At 46.2% G+C, this 24905-nt stretch carries 27 protein-coding genes; 22 read left to right on the top strand and 5 right to left on the bottom strand.

What is annotated here, in order from left to right; genetic code table 11:
* Positions 1-52 precede the first annotated feature (52 nt).
* On the top strand, positions 53-298 hold the full coding sequence (locus tag RS891_RS21870) for a hypothetical protein (protein ID WP_315793162.1): 246 nt from the start codon (positions 53-55) through the stop codon (positions 296-298).
* 270 nt (positions 299-568) lie between these two features.
* Here the strand turns inward: RS891_RS21870 and RS891_RS21865 are convergent, their stop codons facing one another.
* Positions 569-907, bottom strand: a complete 339-nt coding sequence (locus tag RS891_RS21865; protein ID WP_113053901.1) for a winged helix-turn-helix transcriptional regulator — start codon at positions 905-907, stop codon at positions 569-571.
* Positions 908-1034: 127 nt separating this feature from the next.
* Here RS891_RS21865 and RS891_RS21860 point away from each other — a divergent pair, with 127 nt between their 5' ends.
* The 9 genes from RS891_RS21860 to RS891_RS21820 all read left to right on the top strand — a co-directional run bounded on the left by RS891_RS21860 (position 1035) and on the right by RS891_RS21820 (position 6986).
* Positions 1035-2231 (top strand): NADH-dependent flavin oxidoreductase, encoded by a 1197-nt coding sequence (locus tag RS891_RS21860; protein WP_315793161.1) that lies wholly within the window; start codon positions 1035-1037, stop codon positions 2229-2231.
* A gap of 222 nt (positions 2232-2453) precedes the next feature.
* The gene (locus RS891_RS21855) at positions 2454-2873 is read left to right on the top strand and encodes an organic hydroperoxide resistance protein (RefSeq protein WP_113053903.1); all 420 of its coding nucleotides are present in this window, start codon (positions 2454-2456) and stop codon (positions 2871-2873) included.
* 236 nt (positions 2874-3109) lie between these two features.
* Positions 3110-3670, top strand: coding sequence for a YdhK family protein (locus RS891_RS21850; RefSeq protein WP_315793160.1), 561 nt, complete (start codon positions 3110-3112; stop codon positions 3668-3670).
* Between the two features lie 94 nt (positions 3671-3764).
* Positions 3765-3944 carry a hypothetical protein gene (locus RS891_RS21845; RefSeq protein WP_113053905.1) on the top strand — a complete coding sequence of 60 codons (180 nt, stop codon included), beginning with the start codon at positions 3765-3767 and terminating at the stop codon, positions 3942-3944.
* Between the two features lie 184 nt (positions 3945-4128).
* Positions 4129-4743 (top strand): TetR/AcrR family transcriptional regulator, encoded by a 615-nt coding sequence (locus tag RS891_RS21840; protein WP_315793159.1) that lies wholly within the window; start codon positions 4129-4131, stop codon positions 4741-4743.
* Between the two features lie 6 nt (positions 4744-4749).
* Positions 4750-5490: an SDR family oxidoreductase gene (locus RS891_RS21835; protein ID WP_315793158.1), complete on the top strand. Its 741-nt coding sequence runs from the start codon at positions 4750-4752 to the stop codon at positions 5488-5490.
* Between the two features lie 100 nt (positions 5491-5590).
* The gene (locus RS891_RS21830) at positions 5591-5788 is read left to right on the top strand and encodes a hypothetical protein (protein ID WP_072735367.1); all 198 of its coding nucleotides are present in this window, start codon (positions 5591-5593) and stop codon (positions 5786-5788) included.
* Positions 5789-6016: 228 nt separating this feature from the next.
* Positions 6017-6571, top strand: a complete 555-nt coding sequence (locus RS891_RS21825; protein ID WP_076288201.1) for a stalk domain-containing protein — start codon at positions 6017-6019, stop codon at positions 6569-6571.
* A gap of 97 nt (positions 6572-6668) precedes the next feature.
* On the top strand, positions 6669-6986 hold the full coding sequence (locus tag RS891_RS21820) for a DUF1292 domain-containing protein (RefSeq protein WP_063565566.1): 318 nt from the start codon (positions 6669-6671) through the stop codon (positions 6984-6986).
* 240 nt (positions 6987-7226) lie between these two features.
* On the opposite strand, the gene RS891_RS21815 is transcribed toward RS891_RS21820, so the two are convergent.
* The gene (locus RS891_RS21815) at positions 7227-8702 is read right to left on the bottom strand and encodes an aminotransferase class I/II-fold pyridoxal phosphate-dependent enzyme (protein ID WP_063565751.1); all 1476 of its coding nucleotides are present in this window, start codon (positions 8700-8702) and stop codon (positions 7227-7229) included.
* Positions 8703-8996: 294 nt separating this feature from the next.
* Here RS891_RS21815 and RS891_RS21810 point away from each other — a divergent pair, with 294 nt between their 5' ends.
* The 4 genes from RS891_RS21810 (at position 8997) to RS891_RS21795 (ending at position 13950) form a co-directional block, all read left to right on the top strand.
* Positions 8997-10289: an MFS transporter gene (locus RS891_RS21810; protein ID WP_315793157.1), complete on the top strand. Its 1293-nt coding sequence runs from the start codon at positions 8997-8999 to the stop codon at positions 10287-10289.
* A 453-nt stretch (positions 10290-10742) separates the two neighbouring features.
* The gene (locus tag RS891_RS21805) at positions 10743-11342 is read left to right on the top strand and encodes a hypothetical protein (protein ID WP_113053909.1); all 600 of its coding nucleotides are present in this window, start codon (positions 10743-10745) and stop codon (positions 11340-11342) included.
* Positions 11343-11511: 169 nt separating this feature from the next.
* On the top strand, positions 11512-12921 hold the full coding sequence (gene gndA, locus RS891_RS21800) for an NADP-dependent phosphogluconate dehydrogenase (RefSeq protein WP_315793156.1): 1410 nt from the start codon (positions 11512-11514) through the stop codon (positions 12919-12921).
* 519 nt (positions 12922-13440) lie between these two features.
* Positions 13441-13950, top strand: coding sequence for a shikimate kinase (locus RS891_RS21795; protein ID WP_258530689.1), 510 nt, complete (start codon positions 13441-13443; stop codon positions 13948-13950).
* 284 nt (positions 13951-14234) lie between these two features.
* On the opposite strand, the gene RS891_RS21790 is transcribed toward RS891_RS21795, so the two are convergent.
* Entirely contained in the window at positions 14235-14540 is a 306-nt protein-coding gene (locus tag RS891_RS21790) for a rhodanese-like domain-containing protein (RefSeq protein ID WP_113053910.1), read from the bottom strand.
* A 163-nt stretch (positions 14541-14703) separates the two neighbouring features.
* On the opposite strand from RS891_RS21790, the gene aroA reads away from it, so the two are divergent.
* The 4 genes from aroA to ptsP all read left to right on the top strand — a co-directional run bounded on the left by aroA (position 14704) and on the right by ptsP (position 20301).
* Entirely contained in the window at positions 14704-15999 is a 1296-nt protein-coding gene (gene aroA, locus RS891_RS21785; protein ID WP_315793155.1) for a 3-phosphoshikimate 1-carboxyvinyltransferase, read from the top strand.
* Between the two features lie 76 nt (positions 16000-16075).
* Positions 16076-16510, top strand: a complete 435-nt coding sequence (locus RS891_RS21780; RefSeq protein WP_315793154.1) for a CoA-binding protein — start codon at positions 16076-16078, stop codon at positions 16508-16510.
* Between the two features lie 153 nt (positions 16511-16663).
* Positions 16664-18544, top strand: a complete 1881-nt coding sequence (locus RS891_RS21775) for a glucose PTS transporter subunit IIA (RefSeq protein WP_315793153.1) — start codon at positions 16664-16666, stop codon at positions 18542-18544.
* On the top strand, positions 18541-20301 hold the full coding sequence (gene ptsP / locus RS891_RS21770) for a phosphoenolpyruvate--protein phosphotransferase (RefSeq protein ID WP_113053911.1): 1761 nt from the start codon (positions 18541-18543) through the stop codon (positions 20299-20301). Before RS891_RS21775 ends, ptsP begins: the two co-directional genes overlap by 4 nt.
* Before the next feature lie 113 nt (positions 20302-20414).
* Here ptsP and RS891_RS21765 read toward each other — a convergent pair whose 3' ends face one another.
* The gene (locus tag RS891_RS21765; RefSeq protein WP_113053912.1) at positions 20415-20942 is read right to left on the bottom strand and encodes a type 1 glutamine amidotransferase domain-containing protein; all 528 of its coding nucleotides are present in this window, start codon (positions 20940-20942) and stop codon (positions 20415-20417) included.
* Positions 20943-21215: 273 nt separating this feature from the next.
* Here RS891_RS21765 and RS891_RS21760 point away from each other — a divergent pair, with 273 nt between their 5' ends.
* The 4 genes from RS891_RS21760 to RS891_RS21745 all read left to right on the top strand — a co-directional run bounded on the left by RS891_RS21760 (position 21216) and on the right by RS891_RS21745 (position 24103).
* On the top strand, positions 21216-21629 hold the full coding sequence (locus tag RS891_RS21760) for a hypothetical protein (protein WP_315793151.1): 414 nt from the start codon (positions 21216-21218) through the stop codon (positions 21627-21629).
* Positions 21630-21751: 122 nt separating this feature from the next.
* Positions 21752-22099 carry a bacillithiol system redox-active protein YtxJ gene (gene ytxJ, locus RS891_RS21755; protein ID WP_113053914.1) on the top strand — a complete coding sequence of 116 codons (348 nt, stop codon included), beginning with the start codon at positions 21752-21754 and terminating at the stop codon, positions 22097-22099.
* 92 nt (positions 22100-22191) lie between these two features.
* Positions 22192-23205: a catabolite control protein A gene (ccpA, locus tag RS891_RS21750; protein WP_024631149.1), complete on the top strand. Its 1014-nt coding sequence runs from the start codon at positions 22192-22194 to the stop codon at positions 23203-23205.
* 202 nt (positions 23206-23407) lie between these two features.
* Positions 23408-24103: a 5'-methylthioadenosine/adenosylhomocysteine nucleosidase gene (locus RS891_RS21745; protein ID WP_315793150.1), complete on the top strand. Its 696-nt coding sequence runs from the start codon at positions 23408-23410 to the stop codon at positions 24101-24103.
* A 151-nt stretch (positions 24104-24254) separates the two neighbouring features.
* On the opposite strand, the gene RS891_RS21740 is transcribed toward RS891_RS21745, so the two are convergent.
* Positions 24255-24887 (bottom strand): GNAT family N-acetyltransferase, encoded by a 633-nt coding sequence (locus RS891_RS21740; RefSeq protein WP_315793149.1) that lies wholly within the window; start codon positions 24885-24887, stop codon positions 24255-24257.
* Between the last annotated feature and the right edge of the window lie 18 nt (positions 24888-24905).

Raw genomic sequence — 24905 nt, 5'->3', positions numbered from 1 at the left:
AAATAACTTGAATAAAATAACACCAATCTTTCATCATTAGGAGGATATTCTTATGAGAACGAAATCACTAAAATTAATTACAGTTGGAGTGACTTTTGCTTTAGGGGTTGGAATAGGTGTCTATGGCTGGGGAGCTGCATCTGCTGATACTAGTCCCTCTGAAGATCAAATGGAAATAAAAATCAATGATAACGGTGATACATATGGTTCATTTGTTTATCATGATGAAACAGTATTAGATCTAGTTAAGGCTATAGGTGTAACGGAACTGAAGGTTACATCAAGACTTCAGATATGAATCAAGATTTGCCACAAAATCCAGAAGAAGCAATTCGGAGTATGAATGAACCAAAAGTAGATAAGTATATAAACTTGTACGATAGCAACGAGAATGTTATCGGAAAATTTCTACTCGAAAGTTCAGAAGATTAAAACCAAACTACACTACTCCTCCGAAAGATGCTCTCCATTAATGACTGAGAGTACTTTAAAATCGCAATAAGTAAATTCAGTTCACGTACTGCTGCACTTGTAGTATTCTACTGAAAATATAAAGCTTGCAGTACGTTCACTGACTCTTCTGCAAATCAGCGAGATTCTGTTTACCCCAATCGCAGAGAATCTCCAGCACAGGCATCAGTGTTAATCCTTCACGAGACAAAGAGTATTCTACTTTTGGCGGTAATTGTGGGTACTCTGTACGGATTATTAATTGGTCGGCCTCTAATTCTTTCAGCTGAGAGCTTAGCATTTTATGCGTAATCCCTCCTAAGGCTCTTTTCAATTCTCCATATCGCAATGTTTCTTTTTTCCATAACCAAAACAAGATATGCATTTTCCATTTTCCGCCGATCAACGACATGGCATGTGAAAATGGTTTAACGTTTACTTCCTCAGTAGTTTCCATATTCCACTCTCCTTTTAGATAGTATCTACCTTTTAAGTGCATACTATACTCTTTTTCCACCCTACTATACAATAACCCATGAAACAGAGACAAGGGCGAACAAGCCTAATAAAGGGAGAGAATATATATGGAAAATAGTAATCGTAATTTCTTGCAGCCTTATACATTTGCGAATGGTTTTATGTTGAAAAATAGAGTGGTCATGGCGCCGATGACAACGATGTCCAGTTTCTTCGACGGTTCAATTACCAATGATGAAGTCGATTATTATGCAGAACGGGCTGGTGGCCCTGGTATGATCATTACGGGTGTTGCGTACGTAACCGAAGGTGGAAAAGGCTTCGAAGGTGAGCTTTCCATCGCAAGTGATTCCACAATCAAAGGACTGTCCAAAATTGCAAGGGCCATTCAGAAAGACGGAACGAAAGCCATTGTGCAAATCTTTCATGCAGGTCGCAAAACGAACTCCAAAACGCTAAGAGGTGTTCAACCCACCAGTGCGAGTGCAATCGCTGCCGCACATCCAATCGGCTCTGAGACACCGCGTGAATTAACATCTGAGGAAATCGAAAGCATTATTAAGGATTTCGGCAGAGCAACCTTACGGGCCATTCAAGCTGGTTTTGATGGGGTAGAGCTTCACGGTGCTAACACGTATCTGTTGCAACAATTTTTCTCCGTCAATTCCAATCAACGGTCCGATCAGTGGGGTGGCAGCTTTGAAAATCGCATGCGATTTCCGCTGGAGGTCATTCAGGAAGTTGCATCGGTTATCGATGCCCATGCGGATAAACCCTTCATCCTCGGTTATCGGATTTCACCGGAAGAAATTCATATGCCGGGCATCCAGCTCGAAGACTCCTTGGCGTTTGCCGAGGCTCTGACAGACACTCGGGTTGATTACATTCATCTGTCGATGGGAAGTTACAAACGAACCTCTTTAAACCACCCCGATGACAAAGAGCCAATTTTATCTAAATTCGTTCGGGTTTTGGATCACAAAAAACCTCTGATCGGTATCGGATCGATTGAGAGGCCGGAAGACGCAGAAGAAGTTATTAACGCCGGAGCAACTTTGGCTGCACTCGGACGGGAATTGATTCGCGAGCCGAAATGGGTACAGAAGGTAAAAGCAGGTGACCTTGGCAGCATTCGTTACCAAATGTCCCCGTCTGATATGGATGAACTGCAGATTCCTTTGGCAATGCAGACTTATCTGGAAGGTTCGTTTCGGGAGGTCATGCACTTTACTACCGACAGTCAGGAAGGGACTGACTACCAGAATTCCCTTGCACCGATGGAGGGCTTTGAGAAGAAAATGTAAAAGCTAAACTATATTAGGTAGACTCAACTTTTGGATCATTAATAGATAGTTATCAATTACGGAGCAACCATTTCCTGCTATTACAAGAGGGAATGGTTGTTTTTAATTTTACAATAATTATTTACAAACACAATTGAATTGTGTACAATCTAATTGTAATCAAAATAAAGAGACATCATCTTTACAAAATAAAATCTAAAACATACAGAGGAGACAATACTCATGAAAACATTATACGAAACTACAGTTATCAATACAGGTGGACGTCAAGGGATCGTGCAATCGCCGGATAACGTATTTATGCTTGATGTCGCTGCACCACCTGAACTGGGGGGGAAAGTAACGACAGCTACGAATCCAGAACAATTGTTTGCAGCAGGCTACAGTGCTTGCTTTAATTCAGCGCTGGAGTTTCAGTTGAAGAAACACAAAGTCGAAATTGAGAGAAGCACAGTATCGGCTACGGTTATGCTAGTAACGGACCCTGAGGATAATGGTGTGAAGCTCGAAGTTGAACTTGAAGTTAAAATTGAAGGTCTGGATGAAGAGACAGCACAGAAATTTGTCAAACTTGCTCATGACTACTGCCCATATTCCAAAGGCATTAAAGGGAACGTCAATGTTACCGTGGGACTAGCCTAATCTTGAGCCGGGGCGATTCAATACTTTCGTTTGGACGTCACTGTTGAAGTCTGAAGCATGTATCTAAAATAATGTCCAACATACTTAAGGCCTCCGAGGAATCGGAGGTTTTTTGATATGTTATTAATTCTTCAGGGATATCCAATAGTAGAAAAAGAAATTAATCATGATTGAAATATACCCATATGGGGTATATTATTAGTGTAGAAATCGAAAGTTCAAAAGGAGTGCAACTTATGAAAAAGTATGCAATGATATTGCTGACTACGGTGATCACGGGCAGTCTGATGTTAAGTGGATGTGGCAAGAATACTGAGCAGCATAATAGCAGTAGTGACAGTCATGCAGCGAGCACAGGAGAGATGCACCACTCGGATTCGGGAGAATTACCGGAAGGACTTCAGGAAAAGAAAGATCCTACATATCCAGTGGGCAGCCAGGCCGTGATGAGTACGGACCATATGGCTGGAATGAAGGGTGGAGAAGCGACCATTGTGGGAGCCTATGAGACGACAGCCTATGCAGTCTCGTACACGCCAACCACAGGGGGAGACACTGTAAAAAATCATAAATGGGTCATCCAAGAGGAAATTCAGGGCCATACGGATCAACCTTATGCAGCAGGAGCAGAGGTTGTGCTGAACGCTGACCACATGCCAGGAATGAAAGGTGCTAAGGCAAAGGTTGACTCCGCTGAGCAAACGACGGTATATATGGTTGATTACATCCCAACTACAGGTGGAGATCCGGTGAAGAATCATAAATGGGTCACAGAAGAAGAATTGTCTATTCAATAATACATTAATACATTTTAATAAATGATCAAATTCCCACTCAATTATGGGTTATACTGGAACAATAAGATTAAAGCTGCTGGAAAGGGGAATGTATATGATGGACTTCAGCAAGCCGCCCCATGCCTCCGAACCACATACACACAAACAGCGTCATGAAGAAAATGAACAACAGCTTTTAGCCGGAGGGAAGAGCATTTGGTGGGAAATCAGCAATTGGCTGATTCTCGGTGGAATACTTGCGGTGATCTTCGTATTATTTAAGTTCGTGTTCTAGAAAAAAGAGAAACATTAAAACTTTCGATAAGGGCCATATTAAATGGGCTCTTTTTTTACGCCCGTACATATATATCGTCAACGAAATAACAAATGACAAAAATAAATATTTGTCATTTGTTATTCGCTGTGTTAATCTAATTTCAACGGAGGTGACTTGAGGATGGTGTAACCATCTTAATCATATGGAAAAGGACAAAACTTCTGAATTTTTAACCAAGGAACAAATTATCGCAGCAACACAGGAAACTCTCCGTCGCTTCGGTGTTGCCAAAACATCTGTCACGGATGTCGCTAAATTGCTTGGAGTTAGTCACGGTACGATTTACAGGCACTATAAAAGCAAGAAAGAATTGCTTGAAGGCGTGACCGCACAATGGCTCGAAGATGAGATTATCGCGCCTTTGACGACAATAACTAAGGATAAGAGTTATAACGGAGAGAGTATACGTCATCTGAAAGTATATATAGAAACGTTAATCGCTCTTAAACGTCATTATGCCGAATCCGATGCAGAGTTGTTCGAGATGTACGCACGGGTAACCCAGGAATCCGCAGATATTATCAATAAACATGTGCAGCATCTTGTGCGTCATTTGAGTGAGGTCCTCCAGCAGGAGAACCTATTCAAAATCAACAACCCAGATATGGTTGCAGCGGCGATTCTTCAGGCTACAGCTCGTTTTCATCATCCGGCACACGCCTATGAATGGCAAAGCCCTACAATTGATGCGGAATTTGCACAGGTGTGGTTGTTGATCGAAAAGGGATTATTACATTTGGAACAAGAGAGGAAGTAATCGTAAATGAAAAAGCTAACAGGTAAAGTGGCCGTTGTAACAGGCTCATCCCGAGGGATCGGACGTGCTATAGCAGAGCAACTCGCTGAAATGGGCGCGGATGTCGTCATTAATTACGCGAGCAGCCCCGACAAAGCAGAGCAGGTCGCAGATATTGCTCGCCAAAAAGGAGTGCGCGCCATTACCGTTCAGGCTGACCTTGCCCGGAAGGGAGATGTGGAGCGTTTATTTTCCGAAACGATTAACCAGCTTGGAAAAATCGATATTCTGATCAACAATGCAGGCATCATGAAGACAACACCTTTGGCAGATGTGACGGAGGAAGAATTCGATCAGCAGTTTGCGATTAATGTAAAAGGTACATTTTTTGCTTGTCAGCAAGCATTGAAACATATGGAGGATCAGGGCCGAATCGTTAATTTCTCCACTTCTGTAACTGGACAGATGTTTCCGGGATACAGCGTGTACGCAGGTACCAAAGGCGCAGTTGAACAGATTACTCGTCAGCTTGCGAAGGAATTTGGCTCCAGACAAATCACTATAAATGCTGTTGCACCAGGTCCGGTAAATACCGAATTGTTTTCTGTCGGGAAGACGGAGCAGCAGCTTGATGGGATACGTAAAATGAATGCATTTGGTCGTCTGGGTGAGCCGGAAGACATTGCAAATGTGATCTCTTTCCTCGTCAGTGAAGAGTCGCAATGGGTTACAGGACAGACGCTGCGTGCAAACGGCGGTTTCATTTAACGATATCATGCACGAAATTTATTCCTTTTGACACACAACCGGGCGAATCCCCATATGATGCATTACATCATCAAGCAATTGGGGAAATGGGGAATTCGGGATGGCAAAAGCAAAGGGAAAAAAGGCTCCCGCGTTAAAGAGTGACAAACTTCGTGTATCCATGAAATTGGTTACTTCGGATGTATGTGAGCGTTGCAAGACCCCCTGTACACGAGGAATGGATTATGCAGCACGGATGCGAACCGATGGAGCTGTAGGCAAGGGCGTACCTTGCATATTAACTCGTCATACTTCGTAGTCAGCAGCATAATAAAATTCATCCAAAAGAAGTTCGTATAATTACGTACTGCCAACAACTATACTATAGGGGCGTCCTTTAACAGGGAACGCCTCTTTTTGATCGTTCCAAGGGGTGGAAAATAATCTGGATAAAAAATGAAAAATGATGAAAAACAGCGCAACTTTGTGGATGAACCTGCAGTATAAATGTACAACAGCTAGCAGCAGGGGAGGGAATATTGACGGAATGAAATGGAAAAGAATTTTGCTGTGTGTCACGGTATTCTCCTTGCTCGGCGGGTCTTTATTGTTTGCAGATTCAGTGAACGAGAAGATTCGGGTTCTCATTAACGGCAAGGAAGCAGCTGACGGTGGTTATCTGATTGACGGAACGACCTATGTACCTGTAAGGGAAGCGGGCGGAATCGCCAGATGGGATAGCACAAACAAGAGAGTAACGGTTATCAAACCGAATGTACATATTTTTCTCTTCAAGGGAGATACCGTGTTTGGCAACGTGAACGTGGGTAAATTGAAATTTAATGTGTTCTCGCAAGTGGACAGTTTGACAACGGATATAGCTGCCGTGAAGGTGACAATTACCAATCCAAGTGGTGAGGTTAAGGATATTCAGTCCCAGGAGCTTAAGACACAGAAGGATAACTTCTGGTTCCGAACGTACGATTTTACGTATGATTTCAGCCGGGCTGGCAAGTACCAAGTCGGTTTTTATATTAAAGAAAATGCAAATAGTAATTATGTGCTGGCAGCCGAGAAAATCATTACCGCGCTGAACGATTGAAGCAAAAATAACCTTGGCGGTTAAATTGACCTGGACCATTGAACATGTTACGATATGCAAGGTTACACAATTTCTATTTATAAAGCGAGGTATATCAATGAGCGATCACACACATGAACACGGCGATGCCTGCGGATGCGGTCAAGACCACGACCACGACCACGAGCATGAAGAAGTTCTTCTGACACTGACAGACGAGAACGGAAATGACGTGGAGATGGTTCTGGTGGAGACGTTTGACGTGGAGAAGCATGTTTATGCGCTCCTGCTGGAACGTAACAATCCTGAAGCTGACGGCATCATTCTGCGTATGGAAGAAGAAGACGAGGAAATGGTGCTCTACAATATTGAAGACGAAGAAGAGTGGACCCGTGTTGAAGCGGCGTACAACGAACTCGTTGCAAGCCAAGAATAGTCATCCTTTTGGAATAAAGCAAGAAGGCTCCTTGATTACAGGGGGCCTTTTGTTTGCTTTCTATTAGGTATTTATGCTGTTTTTTCTTGCGATAAGGACAGTGGAATAGGTGGTAAAATGCAAATAAGACAGCGATCATAACATGAGGCAGGACAAGTCTATGTGGAGAAAAAAATAAAAAGGACCAAGCATCCCGCTTGGTCCTTAGAGATCGATCAAACTCATGAAGAGGTGGCTGTTCTAGAAAATCGCATCTGCTTCCACGATGACTTTTACATTGGTTACGCTACGGTCTTCAGGTCCTTTTACAGGCAGTCCAACTTCAACATGATCAATGATGTAGTCGATGTTTTCCTGAGTGATAACCTCACCTGGCAGCAGAATCGGAATTCCTGGTGGATATACGTAGATAAATTCCGAGATAATCCGGCCTGCGGATTCCTTGAAAGGAATGACTTCGGTATCCCCATAGAACGCATCACGTGGAGTCAGCATCAGCTGTGGCACATCTGGAACCTTAACCACCAGCTCGTGGGCCGGATTCACCTGATAATACGTACGGGATAGATCTTGCAGGGCGTTCAGCAAGATTTCTACGGAGTCATCCGTATCTCCCGGCGTGATGAGGCACAGAATATTATACATATCACTGAGCTCTACCTCGATTTTGTAATGCTCACGCAGCCAGTTCTCTGTTTCATAGCCTGTAATGCCAAGGTGGCGAACATGAATAGTTACTTTGGTTGGGTCGTAATTAAAGGTAGCCTCTGTGCCCAGCAGCTCTCTGCCGAAGCAATACAGTCCGTCCATATCATTAATGGAGCGTCTTGCAAACTCAGCCAAATCAATGGCTTTCTGTGCCATCTGATGGCCATTCAGAGCCAGATTACGTCTCGACGTGTCGAGCGAAGCCAGCAGGATGTAAGAAGTCGACGTTGAAGTCAACATACTCAGAATGGTTTGTACACGCTGCGGGTTCACATAGCCATTCTTCGTGTTCAGGTTGAGTACAGAACTCTGAGTCATCGAACCACCCAGCTTGTGTACACTCGTTGCAGCCATATCAGCCCCGGCGGCCATGGCTGAGAGCGGCAGATCTTCATGGAAATGAATGAGTACGCCATGCGCTTCATCCACAAGTACTGGAACCTGATAGCTATGCGCCAGTTCAACAATTTCTTTCAGATCGGTACATACACCGAAGTACGTTGGGTTAATGACGAGCAATGCCTTGGCATCGGGATGACGCTCAAGGGCACGTCGGATCGCGCCCGTAGTGACACCGTGATCAATTCCTAGATTGGCATCCTGCGCAGGAGAGACGAACACGGGTTTCGCTCCTGAGAAAATGATGGCAGACATGACCGATTTATGCACATTACGGGGCACAATAATCTTGTCACCCGGCTCACATACGGACAGAATCATGGTCATGATGGCACTGCTTGTGCCTTGCACACTAAAATAGGTATAATCGGCTCCGAAGGCATCGGCTGCCAGAATCTGCGCTTCCTCAATGACACCGGTTGGCTGATGCAAATCATCTAGCGGTGCGATGTTAATCAAGTCTATGGAGAGGGCATTATCGCCGATAAATTCACGAAACTCGGTATCCGTTCCCAATCCTTTTTTATGTCCCGGAATATGAAATTGCACCGGATTGAGTGCCGCGTGATTTTTTAAAGCGGTAAACAGCGGCGTACGGCGGTGATCCATCAGTGCTGTCACAACCTTTCCTAATTATAATTTGTAAGAAAAACGTCTTTCGACGTAAATTCTATGAAGACAGACCGCATGTAGCGGATGTTTTTCTTGCGATCACGGATTTAGTTCAGCTTCGCTGATAACTTATCATTTTGTAATCTTAAACAAATTTGAGTATAGCAAATTAAGAACCGAATGCAAGCAGTATTGCTTGACAATTTTTCGAATTGCTGAGATTTGGACACATCCCCGAGGGTAACAGTAAGGATAGGAGATGGGCAAGCAAGCATCGAAGGGGGAAAAAGAATGCAAACCATTACAAAACCAGCCAAAATCCTGCGATCACCTTTTTTTATCGCCATGTGGCTAACGCTTTTTTTAGTTGAAATCATCAAGGGTGCCCTGCTGGTCGCTATTTTGCCCGTGTATATGGACAATATTCTGGGCTTATCCGCTGGCGTAATTGGTGTGGCCTTTGCCCTTCAATATTTGGGAGATAATCTGTTCCGGGCTCCCTCTGGCTGGGCAGCAGAACGAATCGGATTCCGGGCAACAATGGTGACGGCCCTAATTTGTACATTAGTTGCTGTAATCATGATTATATTTTTCAAAAGTGCATTTGGCCTTGCCATGGCTTGTCTCATTCTCGGAGTTGGTACGTCACCCCTTTGGCCTTGCGCCATGACGGGCGTGACCGCGATGTCGGGGCCCCAGAACAAGAACGGTACAGCCATGGGTGCGCTGGAGATGGCGGCACTTGGAGGGACTGGACTTGGTCCGATCGGAATGAACTGGCTATTGGAGCGGACGCATCACGATTATCGCACCATTTTCCTGGTATTGATGGGTGTTGCAATCCTGGTCATTCTGGTCGCCTTGATTCTACCCGGACGTGTTGTTGTTGAGGAAGAGCATGCGGATAGTGAGCCCAAGCGGGAAGATATGAAATATCCGGCTAAGCCGAATATTCTTACGCCTTTCATCCGACTCAAAAATAGTGTTCAGGGCACATTGCAACGGGTACGCAGCACCCTTAATGTAAATCCGCTCGTATATCCTGCACTGTTCATGCAGTCTTTTGTTATTGGTCTGCTCAGTCCCGTGATTACGTTATATACTCGTACAGACCTGCACATCTCGCCCAACCTGTACAGCTTGTTGCTGATAGCCGGTGGTGGCATCACGGTCATTGCCCTGCTGCCTGTAGGTAAAATGGTAGACCGCTTTGGAACGGCACCGTTCCTGAACATCGGTTTTTTGATGGCAGCAGCCAGTCTGTTTGCCTTTTCTTCCATTACGTCCATTCCTGTTGTGTTCGGCATCGTCATGCTGGTCGGTGTCAGCTATGCGATGATTCTCCCGGCTTGGAATGCGTTTGTAGCCACATTGATTCCCAAAGGGGAACGCGGAGCGATCTGGGGTTTCTTCCTGACCCTTCAGGGATCAGGCATGGTCGTAGGGCCGATTGTATCCGGACTGCTGTGGGATCACATTAGTCATCCGGCTCCATTTATCGGAAGTGCTGTCGTTATGGCTGGACTTGCTGTTGTGCACTATGTGTTATCCCGTAAACCGTATCGTACAGCTCCTGCTAAATGATGCGATGAAGCCTGGTAAGGTTGATCTAATAAGAAAGGGAGTTCCAACAACCGTACAGGTTTGGAACTCCCTTTTTATGTAATATAGTGCATCCATTTAGCTAACGACGTGAAGATCATTCTGCCCGCCGCAGTGATCAACTTCGGGAACTAACTGTGAACAAATTGTTTCCAGGAACTTGTCCCCATCCGTAGCAAGCAGATCATTCCCATCAACTCGCAGTCCGCACATGACCTCTGCATACCTTCATTTCGCGTCCATCATATCATGAAAAACGGGGGCTTGCCCCTGTGCATTTGCGGAAAGCTGCGATCCTCCGGATCAATCGGTGAAAAATAGTCAAATAACCAAGTACCCTTACATAAAATGAAGTATAAAATAGGGTAAGCCGATTGAGTAGAAGCGATTGAAGAAGATGGCCGGAGCATCTCCGGTACAGATGGAGGGAGTGCCGTGAATAAGAGTTATGAAGTTGAATATTGCAATCTGGAGCTGCGGTTCAACCGTCGGCATATCCAAAATTTGATCAAAGACCTTATTCGTGAGGGGTATTCACTATATTGGAGCGAGGACGAATCCTTTTTTATTCTGTCAGTCCGCACCGGACGCAAGCTGGTAAAGCTCCGTTTTCAACAGACGCGCAGTGGGAATTACAAGATGACGGGAGATTATATTATCAAGGATGCAAAGCTTGCGGAATGGTTGGAGAAGCTGATTGGGGATACACGCGGGCATGCCGTTGTGAAGCGGTTTAAGGATCAGCAGATGACTGTAGAGAATATTTTGTTTGGTGAAGTCATTCGTCTCGTTGAAGTATCCGGGTTCAAACAGCGTGTTATTTTTCAAAAGGAACCTGCGCCGACTGCGGAAGAGATGGAAGAAATGTTCCTCTCGCGTGAAGGTGAGGAGCGACTCATGCTTCTGCGCATGGAAGTGGACGATGAACTGGAGCGTCTGCATGCCGCCATTCAGACGGATAATATCGAAAAAGCAGATGCCTGTCGTAAAGTCTTAAAGCAGTTGTCAGGGCACATGTTGATGCTGGAAGGCTGAATATAACGCTGTATTTATGAAAATACGATGAACACCTCAGGTAATTGGGGTGTTTTCTCGCTGTGTGACCATAGTCCGGGGTTCACTTCTATGCGTAAAACCGTTAAAATGGGGGTATTGTTGAGAATTCATTCAATAAAATTAATTGGAGCAAAGGATGGAGGACCAGATGGCGAAACAACAGATCGGTGTCATTGGACTTGCAGTAATGGGCAAAAATTTGGCCCTTAACATTGAAAGCAGAGGTTTCACGGTGTCGGTATTTAACCGTTCTCCGGAGAAAACCAACGATCTTCTGAAAGAAGCCGAAGGTAAAAACCTGACAGGCACATTCTCTATTGAAGAGTTTGTGGCATCCCTGGAATCCCCGCGCAAAATCCTGATCATGGTACAAGCTGGTTATGCAACCGACGCTACCATTGAACAACTGCTTCCTCATTTGGATGAGGGCGACATCATCATTGATGGCGGTAACGCATACTTCCCTGACACCCAACGTCGCAGCAAAGAGCTGGAAGACAAAGGCATTCGCTTCATCGGTACAGGTGTATCCGGTGGGGAAGAAGGCGCGTTGAAAGGCCCAGCAATTATGCCTGGTGGACAAGAGAGTGCGTACAAGCTGGTTGAACCGATCCTGACAGCCATTTCGGCCAAAGTCGGTGACGATCCTTGTTGTACATATATTGGACCAGACGGTGCCGGACATTATGTGAAAATGGTGCATAACGGTATCGAATACGGAGATATGCAGCTGATTGGTGAAGCTTACCACCTGCTCAAATCTGTGTTAAATGTGTCCGTTGAAGAGCTTCACGCTATCTTTACAGAATGGAACCAGGGAGAGCTGGATAGCTATTTGATCGAAATCACGGCAGACATCTTCTCCAAATACGATCCAGAAACGGGCAAACCAATGGTTGATGTCATTCTGGATGCAGCCGGACAAAAAGGAACAGGAAAATGGACAAGCCAAAGCGCGCTGGATCTCGGCGTACCATTGTCCATGATTACCGAATCCGTATTCTCCCGCTTCCTGTCTGCGATGAAAGATGAGCGTGTGGCAGCAAGCAAAATCCTGAACGGACCTGCGGTTGAAGCCTTCTCCGGTGACAAAAAGGCGTTCATCGAGAATGTGCGTAAAGCGCTGTTTGCAAGTAAAATCGTATCCTATGCACAAGGATTTGCACAAATGCGTGCAGCTTCCGACGAGTACGGCTGGGATCTGAAATACGGCAACATCGCCATGATCTTCCGTGGTGGTTGCATCATCCGTTCTCAGTTCCTGCAAAACATCAAAGAAGCGTATGACAAAGATGCAGCACTGAAAAACCTGCTTCTGGATCCATATTTCCAAAACATTGTAGAATCCTACCAAGGTGCATGGCGTGAAGTTGTAGCGGCTGCGGTAACTCAAGGCGTTCCGGTTCCTGGGTTCTCCAGTGCCTTGTCCTACTACGATAGCTACCGTACAGAGCGTTTGCCTGCGAACCTGCTGCAAGCACAACGTGACTACTTTGGCGCTCATACGTTCAAACGTGTGGACAAAGAAGGCAGTTTCCACCACAACTGGATGGAATAGTAACGTATATATGCAAGTCCGTGTGAGTTGGCTAAAGTGTCCTGAATCAGGAGCCTTGGCTGGAAGAAAGGCATGGGCAGAAGCTTGGAAAGGGGACTTGGAGAGTCGGTTCATACCGATGACCTCCAGGTCTCTTTTTTACCGTATATGTAAGCTGTTGATCCTACATCTTATGAACCTGAGAAGCCTTATTTCATGAATATGAACCTTTTCTATTCTCTAACGAAATGAGAAGATCCTATTTAGAACAGATGGAGCGAAATTGCGCTGTTTTGAGGGTGTTTTTGTGAAATAAGTTTCCTGAGATTCGTTAGATTTTTATAATCGCCTCTAATTCAAAATAAACTTATCTGAATTCGTTGAAATCGTATGGAGTACATAAACATGCTACGACATGCTCTGGAAGTGCTTGCGGATGCTGGGAGGGAAGGGGGCACTATGGCCTTCCCCCGTCTGCAGGGCTGTGTTATGATAGGACAAAAGTGCTCACGAATTGCTTGAATTAAAGGAGTGTACACCTTGAGCAAGTCTAACAATATTATTCTCATCGGCATGATGGGAACTGGCAAATCAACCGTTGCTGACATGCTCGCGCGCGAGTTAGGTTACCGACTGATTGATGTTGACGCCGCAGTGGAGAAAGAGGAAGGCTGTACGATTCCTGAATTGTTCACAGGCAAGGGAGAGACATATTTCCGCGATGCAGAGAGTCGCATGTTGTGCTCGGTGTTAGAGAAAAAGGCACAGGTGATTGCAACCGGAGGCGGTGTGGTTCTGCGTTCGGACAACTGTGACGTCATGTCGAAGAACGGCTGGGTGGTTGCCCTGACTGCCGATCCGGCAGTGATCGTAGAACGCGTCAGCGGCTGTGATAACCGTCCACTCTTGGCAGGTAATGCGGAGGAACGCATTAAGACCATTATGCAGGAACGGAAGGACGCATACCGGTTTGCACATTACACGGTGGATACAACCGAGTTATCCGCTTCTGAAGTGACACGTTTAATTTTAGCGCATTACCGCGTCTAAGCTTGTAATCATTTCATTTTCTCGTCTTAGGTATGGATAGAATGTACACACAGGAGTGCAGGGTCTAAGCGAGGAAAGAAATATGTATGGCGTGTATGTGGAAGAAGAGATGTCGAAGGAATTAAAGTTTAAATGGAGCCATGTGATCGTAGTGGTAGATGGATATGAAAAACGGGCCGATTGGCCCGTTTGACTGACTGCAAGGATCAGGATGCATGGTGGTTATCGATAACTGCTGATTGCATTTATCTATCCTAACCTTATAACGCCGATCCTGATGTTACTCAGTCTTCCTCTTGCCATTGCAGCATGCCGCCAACCATATTGGTGCAACCATCATATCCGAGCTGCTGCAAGTACTCACAGGCACGCTCACTGCGGTATCCACTGCGGCAGATCAGAACAATCTCACCAGACTTTTGAATTTCGGAGAGTCTGTCGGGAATCTGTCCGAGCGGGATGTGTTTGGCTCCTGCGATCATGCCTTGTGCGACTTCATCGTCCTCTCGGACGTCTATCATCTGCAGCTTCTCTCCCGCCTGCAAACGGCGGCGCAGCTCAGAAGGTTCAATTTCAGCAATTTGTGTCATATTCAGGTCCTCTTTTCTGTATGGACTTAACGCCTATAATGATACCCAAGCGATGTATGGAATGTCAATTTGGCAGTACCGCACACCCTATGTATCCTGAACCAAACACGTAACAGGATCATCTAACGAAGCAAATTATAATCAATGAAGGAGAATTTCATCCATGGACGTTATCGTTAAACCAACCCCATCCCTGAACGGGGAAATTGGAGCTTTGTCTTCCAAAAACTACACCACACGTTATTTGCTAGCTGCTGCGCTGGCAGAAGGCACGAGTACGATCCATTACCCTGCTCATAGTGAAGATAGCGATGCTATGCGCAGATGTATTCGCGATCTTGGAGCGGTACTTGAAGAAGATGATAGCAAAATCGTTATCCAAGGCTTCGGCAGCCATCCACGTGATGTACGTGAATTGAATGTGGGTAATGCGGGTGCAGTGCTGCGTTTCCTGATGGGGGTAACGGCACTTTGTCCTGAGGTGACGTTTGTCAATACGTACCCGGATTCTCTTGGCAAACGCCCACATGATGACCTGATCGATGCGCTTGGTCAGCTTGGTGTTGAGGTACAGCACGAACAAGGACGCTTGCCGATCACCATCAAAGGTGGTCAGGCCAAGGGCGGACATATTCGCGTATCAGGTTCGGTTAGCTCCCAGTATTTGAGTGCGTTGCTGTTTGTAACTCCTCTTCTGGCCGAAGACAGCACGATTGAAGTATTAAACGATTTGAAATCCAAAGTGGTTATCGGTCAGACGCTGGAAGTACTGGAACAAGCGGGTATCGTCATTCATGCGAGTGATGATTATATGTCCTTTCGTGTACCTGGCGGCCAAGCCTATAAACCGCAAACATATACAGTTCAAGGAGACTATCCGGGTTCAGCAGCTGTCCTCGCGGCCGCGGCTGTCACCCAATCAGATGTTAAAATTTTGCGTTTGATGGAACAGAGCAAACAAGGTGAGCGTGCTATTGTTGACGTTCTGCGCATGATGGAAGTGCCGTTGACGCATGAGAACGACGTGGTTCACGTGCAAGGTAACGGTACATTGAAAGCCGTGGAATTCGATGGAGATGCCGCGACAGACGCGGTTTTGGCCATGGTAGCGGCGGCAGTGTTTGCGGAAGGCACTTCACGGTTCTATAATGTAGAGAACTTACGTTACAAGGAATGTGACCGAATTACGGATTATTTGAACGAACTGCGGAAGGCAGGAGCCTACGTAGAAGAACGTCAGGCTGAGATTATCGTACATGGTCGTCCGGAAGGCGTCGAAGGCGGCGTTGAGATTAATGCTCACTACGATCATCGCGTAATTATGGCACTGACCGTTGTTGGTTTGCGTTCGAAAGAACCGCTTCGTATTCGGGATGCACACCATGTAGCCAAGTCTTATCCGCAATATTTTGATCATTTGCAGGCGCTTGGTGCCTCGGTTCAATGGGTAAAAGAGTAAAATAACACGTTTAAGAAGTTGTTCAAAAACGATTTTTTGAACACGCACTTTAAGCAGAAAAGGATGGTGCTTGAACATGGAATTTAACAATCCTACTCGTGAAGAAATTGGACAACTTTTGCGCAAGGCAGGCAACATCGCAGTCGTCGGCTTATCGGACAAATCAGATCGTACTTCCTATATGGTAGCGGAAGCCATGCAAAGCAGAGGTTATCGCATCATCCCGGTAAATCCACAGGTACAAGGTGAGATTCTCGGTGAGACGGTATATGCAACCCTCGCAGATATCCCTGAACCGGTAGATATCGTGAACGTATTCCGCCGGAATGAATATTGCGCGGATGTCGCTCGTGAAGCTGCGGCAATCAAGGCAAATGTATTGTGGCTTCAGCTTGGTATCCATAGTGATGAAGCCGTACAGATTGCTGCTGAGAACGGCATGACAGCGGTAACGAATCGTTGTATCAAGGTAGAGGATTCCATCGTTCTGCGCGGTGCTGGACGCGGTTAAATCTCGATCACTTAAAATCCCGTTAACTTCGAGTTAACGGGATTTTTTCTGTGGCATCATTGGAGTATAGAATAAATTACCAACAGGTTACTGTTTTGCTTTGACAAAACGTTGCGTAAAGCTTACCATCTAGGATAGAAAGGAGAGGTCGCCATGAATTGGCTCGGATCCTTGCAGCAGCTCGGACGAGCGGTAATGCTGCCTACAATGGTCCTGCCCGCCGCCGCAATTTTGCTGAGTGTTGGCAGTTTGCCCTGGGACGCCTGGGGATTGAAAGTTGTTGGTGAAGTGTCTACCGTGGCCGGACACGGTATTTTTTATTTTTTGCCGTATTTGTTCGCTGTCGGTGTAGCGCTGGGACTCTCCAACCAGGCCGGACAAGCGGGACTCGCTGCTCTGGCTGGTATTGTGATATATGATCAGGTGACTCGCAATTTCGGGGATGGCACCGTTCAACCTGCTTCCTTAATCGGGATTATTCTCGGCGCACTTGCCGGGGTGACGCATAATCGCTTCAAAAGTATTAAACTGCCCGAAATCTTACAGTTTTTCGGTGGTTCCAGATTTGTTTTGCTCATCGTAGGGCTGTGCTCGGCACTGTTCTCCTTCTTTATGTTATGGATTGCACCCATTTTGCAACATGCATTGAACGCCATCGCCACCTGGGAATACAGTCTCGGCGGTTTTGGGCTGTTTATATATGGGGTCTTGTACAGGGTGCTGGTGGCCTTCGGACTGCATCATTTGCTTAACAATGTGTTCTGGTTCCAACTGGGGACGTATGAAACAGCAGACGGTAATATTGTGCAAGGGGATTTGCCGCGATTTTTTGCGGGTGATCCAACAGCAGGGTATTTTATGGCCGGGTTATTCCCGATCATGATGTTTGCGATTCCAGCGATTGCCTTTGCGATTATTCAGGAGGCAAGGGAAGACCTGAAGCCGAAAATCAAAAAAACATTTCTCACTTCCGCACTTGTTTGTTTTCTGACAGGGGTATCGGAGCAGATTGAATTTGCCTTTTTGTTTGCGGCACCTTATCTGTTCATCGTGCATGCAGTCATGTCAGGACTTGCGATGTGGATCAGTTACTGGCTTGATATACGCCATGGTTTCTCCTATTCGGCCGGCATTATTGACTACATACTCAATTTCCATCTATCGGAGAATGCTTGGAAGCTCATACCGATTGGCATACTATATGGGTTGGTCTATTATTTCCTGTTTAGGTGGGCGATTCGTACGTTCAAGATTCCAACTCCAGGGCGCGAAGAGGGGTCCATGCTGGAAGATTGGGTAGGTAACATTCCTTATCAGGCTCCTCTCATTTTGGAAGCATTGGGCGGGAAAGAAAACATTGTGCAAGTAGAGGCCTGTATTACACGACTTCGACTCACCGTGCATAATGATCGGTTAATCGATACAGGGGCAATGAAGAGTATGGGGTCCGCAGGGCTCATTAAGTTGGGTGGCGGTAACGTACAAGTGGTATTTGGCACCTATTCGGAGTTAATCCGGGAAGAGATTGCGAAGCTGCTTGAACGGGATCTGCAACAAGTTCTGTTCTGTGCTCCTGTACAGGGTAAAATGCTGCCGATTGAAGAGGTGCCGGATCAGATATTTGCAGCCAAGCTTGTGGGCGATGGAGTAGCATTTGTCCCTGAAAAGGGAGAGCTGGTCTCGCCCGTATACGGAACGATTATGCACATGTATCCGACGATGCACGCACTGGGCATTTCAACCCGGGAGGGACTTGAGGTCCTGCTGCATATCGGTATTGACACATCCCAACTGAAAGGCCACTTTGAAGCCTTTGTTCAGGAAGGGGATACGGTGGAGCCGGGGCAGTTGTTAATCAAGTTTGACCTGGCTGTATTGCAAGCCGAGGCGGCATCGCTGACGACACCGATGGTTATCACGAATCCTGATCGTGTCAAATCATGGAGCTTCGCTCCATTTAAGCAAGTTAAGAAAGGTCAGGCATCCGTTATGTCCGTGGTGCTCTATGACAGGAACGTTGGAGGGGTAGAATGAAGATACAAGGCATCAACGGCGCTGCAGGCATAGCCATCGGCAAAGCATTTGTCCTGCCCAGTTGGGAATGGGATCTGCCGGATCAGAAGATGGATTCGGTGGACCTCGCCCAAGAGTTCGAACGGCTGTACGAGGGCATACGGACATCGAAGGATGAGATTGAATATATCAAGAACGAGTTCAAGGAAGTAGTCGGTCCTGAAGAGTCCAGCATCTTTGATGCGCATCTGGCCATTCTGGAAGATCCGGTGTTCATGAACGAGATTCGAGGCATTATTGAACGGCAGTACAAAGCAGCAGAAGTAGCCGTCAAAGAGGCCATTGATCATTTTGTCACCATGTTTGATTTGCTCGAAGACGAGTATATGAAGGAGCGGGCCATTGACATCAAGGACGTGGGGAACCGTCTGTTAAAACATCTGCTGGGCGCACCTGAGATTACGCTTCCGTCGGATACCCAGCCTTATATACTCGTTGCCAAAGAGCTCTCTCCCTCTCAATTGGCGCATTTGAATCCAAGCCACGTGCTGGGTATTGTGACACTTATCGGAGGCAAAACATCACATTCGGCGATTATGGCTCGTGCCCTTGGCATTCCTCTCGTTTCCGGTCTGGAAGCGAGTCTTGGCATGCCGGTGGAGACCGGAGATATGCTGGTTGTCGATGGGGATAATGGCCTCGTATTTACGGAGCCGGATCGGAAGACGATTGAACGTTACACGATGATTCGCAGCAAACAATTGAAGAAAAAAGAACAGCTGCAGGTACTTGCAACAGTGGATGCCGTAACCAAAGACGGTTCCGTTCTGCATCTGGCTTCTAACATCAGTTCCGTGAAGGAATTGGATATGGCACTGAAACATGGGGCAAAGGGCGTGGGGTTGTTCCGGACAGAGTTCCTATACATGGACCGTGCTACGTTTCCGGGTGAGCAGGAACAGTATGAGGTCTATCGTCTGGTCGCTGAGAAAACTGCTGGTCAGTCTGTCGTTATTCGTACGCTCGATATCGGTGGTGACAAGCAGTTAGATTACTTTGAACTGCCAGAAGAAGATAACCCGTTTCTCGGATATCGTGCGATTCGGATCAGTCTGGACCGCAAAGATCTGTTCAAAACACAGCTCACTGCCATTCTGAGGGCCAGTGCTTCGGGCAATGTCAAAATTATGTACCCGATGATCTCTTCGGTAGAGGAACTTCAGGAGGCCAATGAAATCCTGCGTGAAGCGATGTCTGATCTGGATGAGCGCAAATTGCCTTACGATCCGCATATTCAGGTGGGTATCATGATTGAGGTTCCGGCAGCGGTGATGATAGCCGATTTGCTTGCAGAAGAAGCTGATTTCTTCAGTATCGGTACCAATGATCTCGTGCAATATGTACTGGCTGTAGACCGAATGAATGAGCAGATTGCACATATGTATCATCCGTATCACCCGGCTGTACTTCGCATGCTTCGCGCAACAGTTGACGCGGCCCATACGGCAGGCATTGATATCAGTGTTTGTGGAGAGATGGCAGGAGACGAGCGTTCGATTCCCCTATGGCTGGAGCTGGGGATCAGCAATTTGAGTATGTCTCCACAATCCTTGCTGCGTGTGAAGCACAGGGTATTGAATACGACAGCTGCTGCTGCCAAAGAGGTAGCCCATGATTGCTTTACCCTGCGGACAAGTGCAGACATCGAAGAGCGCCTACAGGTCTTCAATGATTCGATGGGCAGTCCAGATGAACAGAGTGGATCGAATGCATCTTGAATGGGTTGTTTTCAAATAAATACCTTTAAATGAAAATATTAACTTTTGTACAATTTTGGAAAATAGTCTTATTTCAACGATAAAACCCCACGCCATTGGCGCGGGGTTTTGTTTTATTTTTTAGCAAGTGCATCGCAAAATGCTTTGCCATAAGGCGGAAGGTCAGGTGGACGACGAGCTGAAATGATGTGTCCATCCACAACAACGGCTTCATCTTTCCAGATGGCTCCGGCATTTTCCATGTCATCCCGGATACCTGGTGTAGATGTGACCGTAACCCCGTCCAGTATTTTGGCGGATATCAGTACCCAGCCTGCGTGACAGATCTGTCCAATCGGCTTACGGTCCGCATGCATTTCCTTGACAAGCTCAAGTACTTTGGGATAGCGACGAAGCTTGTCTGGTGCCCAGCCTCCGGGTACAAGAATACCATCATATTGTGAACTATCGAGTTCATCAAAACTGTATTCCGCCTCGGCGGGAACACCATATTTACCAATGTAGGTTTTGCCTTTTTTCTCTCCGGCAAGATGCACCTCAGCGCCTTCTTCACGGACACGATGCACCGGATACCACAGTTCCAGATCTTCGAATTCTTCATCGACCAGGGCGATGACTTTTTTGCCTGTTAATCTCATCATCATCTCTCCTTTTTGCGGTAATTAGCACATAGCGTCTTTATTGTAACAGATTCTCGTGGTGACTTCATCGTCACGCAATCTGTCAATCGGGTAAGCGATTACAACTTAATGAACGCCTACATTCGACAACCTTCTTCTGGAGACGGTGGTAATTTGTGCAACCTATGGTTTATAGCAGGATTTGAACGGAAATAGGTCGAATGGTATCTGTATAAGAGTTATAGAACGAATGAGGTGATGACTGTGCGTAAGACGTGCAGATGCGGACATGTAATGGAATTGGAATTAAGAACGGTGGTATATGCCAAAAAGGTGGAGATTCGTAACGTACCTGTATTTGCTTGCACAGATTGCATTTCCTATGAAGTGCTTCAGCCGGTCAAGCCGGATTTGAAAGAGTGCATCAGTACACTAGGTGAACAGCCAGCGAAACAGGATGTATCGTTTGGGGAGAGAAATGAACTTGCGGACCTCTTCCATGAACAATTGTTGGCCTGGCCGGACGCTTCGGATCGCGAGATGGAGCATCGGATGCAACGTGCTGTGGAGGAGAGAATTAACCTTCTGCTGGATATTATGGGCTATGCCCAAAAATCTAATGATCAAGAATGGATTGAAACAACACAGCGAAGATTAGGTCAATTATCCGGCTTTGTATGGCAGGCACACTTCTCGAATGCTGTCTGATTTTGACGTGCGAAATGCTTGTTTTCATGAAAATTGGCTTTTTCGCCCGCTTTTTGTTAAGATATCGTAGAGTGAAAACGCTCAACATAGCGGTAATCCTGGTAAAGGGGGATGTATATCAAATGGCTGACATGACTAAAATGACAAGTATTGAACAGCTAAACTCCGCAGTGGAGGCTACCGAGGATCAACCCTTGCTTCTGTTTAAGCACAGTACACGCTGCCCGATCAGCGCGAATGCTTATCAGGAGATGAACGATTATTTGCAAAATAGTCCAAATGAACAAGTGAAATACGGTATCATCTATGTAGTGGAAGACCGCCCTGTGTCCAATGAAGCAGCGGACAAGCTGGGTGTTAAGCACGAATCTCCGCAGGCGATTCTAGTCAAAAAGGGAATTCCTGTATGGCATACTTCCCACTCGAATATTACTTCAACCACAATCACGAATGCACTGCGTGAGTCCTAAAGCCTATTTTAATTGATTAATGCATAAATTTGTCGTAATATAAATCTTAATGAAAATGGTATGAAAATTTACTGGTAATGGAGAGAAGTACTGTGACGGTAACCATTTATGATGTGGCACGTGAGGCCGGTGTCTCTATGGCAACGGTATCACGGGTTGTTAACAATAACCCTAATGTAAAGCCACAGACACGCAAAAAAGTATATGAAGCCATCGATCGGTTGGGATATCGTCCAAATGCGGTAGCCAGAGGCTTGGCGAGCAAGAAGACAACCACGGTCGGGGTCGTTATTCCGGACATTTCGAACTCAACCTTTGCAGAGATTGCCCGCGGAATTGAAGATATTGCGAATATGTATCACTACAACATTATCTTGTGTAACGCGGATAAGAAGAAAGAAAAAGAAATTCGTGTAATTAATACCTTGTTGGAAAAACAAGTGGACGGTCTGCTCTTCATGGGTGGAACTGTGACTGACGAGCATATTCAGGCGTTCCAATCAGCGGCTGTGCCGATTGTTCTCTGTGCAACTAGTGACGAGAAGGGCACGTATCCTTCTGTAGATATCGATCATGAAGCAGCGGCATTTGACGCTGTAAATACGTTGATCCGTCATGGACACAAGGAAATCGCAATGATCAGTGGTACACTGCAAGATCCTGCCAACGGTTATGCCCGTTTCCAAGGGTACAAGAAAGCGCTCGAAGCAGCAGGTATGGAATATCAGGAGGATCTCGTACGCATTGGTAACTATCGTTATGAGTCAGGTGTGGAAGCGATGAAGTATTTCCTCGGATTGAAGAAAAAACCATCGGCAATCTTCGCTGCAACAGATGAGATGGCAATTGGTGCGATTCACAGCATTCAGGATGAAGGTCTGAAAGTACCGGATGACTTCTCCATCATCAGTGTGGATAACATTCGTATGGCTTCCATGGTCCGTCCTCAGTTGACTACTGTAGCTCAACCGATGTATGACCTGGGCGCTGTAGCGATGCGTTTGCTGACCAAGCTCATGAAGAAAGAAAATGTGGAGAACCCACGGGTTATTTTGCCGCATGAAACGATTCTTCGTCTGTCTGTAAGCCATGCAGACGTAGTTTAAATACAGGATTGGATGATTCACCGTCATTTCTGATGGAATTGCTTTAAGAAAGGGAGAAGGCATTCTCTCTACATAGTGGAATTACGGAAGCTCCGGAAACGGAGCTTTTGTGCTGAACAGGGCTTTGGACGTAGACGGAAAAACATACTTGGAGGAAACGAGTCCAGGTTTACATGCAGAATGCTATATAGGAGGTCATAACATGCGTGAAACAATTGGCATTATTGGTGCAATGGATGAGGAAGTAGAACTTCTCTTGGCTGGTATGAAGCAATTAGAGACTGTAAAACAAACCGGTATTACCTATGTTGCAGGTGAATGGTTGGGTAAGCAGATTGTAGTCTGCAAATCAGGCGTGGGGAAAGTAAATGCGGCTGTAACGACACAGATTTTAATTGATCGTTTTCAGGTTAACCGTATTATTTTCACAGGTGTTGCGGGTGCAGTTAATCCGGAGTTGAACATTGGAGATATGGTCATCTCTTCCGAATGTGTGCAGCATGATATGGATGTAACTCCACTTGGATTTGAGCGCGGGGTTATTCCTTATCAGGAGACGTCCGCCTTCCCAGCGGAAGCATCACTTATCTCGTTAGCTGAAGAAGCCTGCAAAGCGCGGGGTGCGAACTATCTGATCGGTAAAGTGCTGTCTGGAGATCAATTCATTGCAAGCAAGGATACGGTGAAAATGCTGTATACCGAAATGAATGGGGCATGTGCGGAGATGGAGGGAGCTGCCGTAGCGCAAGTAAGCTTCATGAATCGTGTTCCGTTCGTTATACTTCGCGCAATGTCTGACAAAGCAGATGGATCAGCACACGTGAACTTTGCCGAGTTTACTGTGGAGTCTTCCCAGCGTTCTCACGGTATTGTGGAACATATGCTGGAACATATGTAATTCCATAAGGTATATGCATGTTGAGCATGGTAGTGGCTTAAAAAGAAACAAAAACCGCTTCTTCCTTTCAGATCATCCTTGATGAACCTGTTCGCGAAGAGGCGGTTTTTCTATGTATACGTATTCGGGAATCATCCATGTGAATTCGTGATTAATACATAAAACGATGGCGGAATCGCACCCGGTCGAACTGTTCTTCCGATTCCAGGGGCACTTGGCTACCAATGCGGACCATGAGGCAGTTCGCCGGATGTGAACAAATCTCGGGATCATCGGTGGCGTACCAAGTCATATCTACGGTTTGCATCAATTTTTCCATCATCTTGCGGTAATCCCATACGGAAAGGGCGCTGCCCTTCAAATCCCAATGCCAGTAATATTCCGTTGTGAATATGATATATTTCTCCATCTGTCCATTTTCAAACGCCGTGAGCAGCATTTCGCGCCCAATCCCGAGAGAGCGATAGGAATCCGCAACCTCAATGGCGCCCAGCTCAATTAGATCGGTCATATTGCCTTCCGACCAACGCTCGCATTCATCTGCATAATGGAAAGTTACATAACCGACAATGGTCTCATTTTCCCGTGCAACGATGATTCGACCTTCAGGCAAAGCGGCAATTTCGGCCAGTGCCTCCTGTTGTTCCGAAGGGCGCCTGAAGGCATCCAGATCGGAATGAAATTCAAGCTGCGTAACCGTCTCGGCCTGAACTGGTCCCTCAATGATGATTCGGTGGCCGGACTTGAAGATGGAACGCATATGATGCTCCTTAATATGCTCCATAGTTCATGCTCCTCTCTC

This window comes from Paenibacillus sp. BIC5C1 (assembly GCF_032399705.1).
Classification (GTDB): domain Bacteria; phylum Bacillota; class Bacilli; order Paenibacillales; family Paenibacillaceae; genus Paenibacillus; species Paenibacillus taichungensis_A.
The sequence above is the reverse complement of the archived record's forward strand: the minus strand, read 5'-3'. Positions and strand labels throughout refer to the sequence as shown.

Bases quoted from the DNA above. Each gene is read 5' to 3' on its own strand.
- RS891_RS21870 (WP_315793162.1), top strand. From the start codon at position 53: ATGAGAACGAAATCACTAAAATTAATTACAGTTGGAGTGACTTTTGCT.
- RS891_RS21865 (WP_113053901.1), bottom strand. From the start codon at position 907: ATGGAAACTACTGAGGAAGTAAACGTTAAACCATTTTCACATGCCATG.
- RS891_RS21860 (WP_315793161.1), top strand. From the start codon at position 1,035: ATGGAAAATAGTAATCGTAATTTCTTGCAGCCTTATACATTTGCGAAT.
- RS891_RS21855 (WP_113053903.1), top strand. From the start codon at position 2,454: ATGAAAACATTATACGAAACTACAGTTATCAATACAGGTGGACGTCAA.
- RS891_RS21850 (WP_315793160.1), top strand. From the start codon at position 3,110: ATGAAAAAGTATGCAATGATATTGCTGACTACGGTGATCACGGGCAGT.
- RS891_RS21845 (WP_113053905.1), top strand. From the start codon at position 3,765: ATGATGGACTTCAGCAAGCCGCCCCATGCCTCCGAACCACATACACAC.
- RS891_RS21840 (WP_315793159.1), top strand. From the start codon at position 4,129: ATGGAAAAGGACAAAACTTCTGAATTTTTAACCAAGGAACAAATTATC.
- RS891_RS21835 (WP_315793158.1), top strand. From the start codon at position 4,750: ATGAAAAAGCTAACAGGTAAAGTGGCCGTTGTAACAGGCTCATCCCGA.
- RS891_RS21830 (WP_072735367.1), top strand. From the start codon at position 5,591: ATGGCAAAAGCAAAGGGAAAAAAGGCTCCCGCGTTAAAGAGTGACAAA.
- RS891_RS21825 (WP_076288201.1), top strand. From the start codon at position 6,017: ATGAAATGGAAAAGAATTTTGCTGTGTGTCACGGTATTCTCCTTGCTC.
- RS891_RS21820 (WP_063565566.1), top strand. From the start codon at position 6,669: ATGAGCGATCACACACATGAACACGGCGATGCCTGCGGATGCGGTCAA.
- RS891_RS21815 (WP_063565751.1), bottom strand. From the start codon at position 8,702: ATGGATCACCGCCGTACGCCGCTGTTTACCGCTTTAAAAAATCACGCG.
- RS891_RS21810 (WP_315793157.1), top strand. From the start codon at position 8,997: ATGCAAACCATTACAAAACCAGCCAAAATCCTGCGATCACCTTTTTTT.
- gndA (WP_315793156.1), top strand. From the start codon at position 11,512: ATGGCGAAACAACAGATCGGTGTCATTGGACTTGCAGTAATGGGCAAA.
- RS891_RS21790 (WP_113053910.1), bottom strand. From the start codon at position 14,540: ATGACACAAATTGCTGAAATTGAACCTTCTGAGCTGCGCCGCCGTTTG.
- aroA (WP_315793155.1), top strand. From the start codon at position 14,704: ATGGACGTTATCGTTAAACCAACCCCATCCCTGAACGGGGAAATTGGA.
- RS891_RS21780 (WP_315793154.1), top strand. From the start codon at position 16,076: ATGGAATTTAACAATCCTACTCGTGAAGAAATTGGACAACTTTTGCGC.
- RS891_RS21775 (WP_315793153.1), top strand. From the start codon at position 16,664: ATGAATTGGCTCGGATCCTTGCAGCAGCTCGGACGAGCGGTAATGCTG.
- ptsP (WP_113053911.1), top strand. From the start codon at position 18,541: ATGAAGATACAAGGCATCAACGGCGCTGCAGGCATAGCCATCGGCAAA.
- RS891_RS21765 (WP_113053912.1), bottom strand. From the start codon at position 20,942: ATGATGAGATTAACAGGCAAAAAAGTCATCGCCCTGGTCGATGAAGAA.
- RS891_RS21760 (WP_315793151.1), top strand. From the start codon at position 21,216: ATGGAATTGGAATTAAGAACGGTGGTATATGCCAAAAAGGTGGAGATT.
- ytxJ (WP_113053914.1), top strand. From the start codon at position 21,752: ATGGCTGACATGACTAAAATGACAAGTATTGAACAGCTAAACTCCGCA.
- RS891_RS21745 (WP_315793150.1), top strand. From the start codon at position 23,408: ATGCGTGAAACAATTGGCATTATTGGTGCAATGGATGAGGAAGTAGAA.
- RS891_RS21740 (WP_315793149.1), bottom strand. From the start codon at position 24,887: ATGGAGCATATTAAGGAGCATCATATGCGTTCCATCTTCAAGTCCGGC.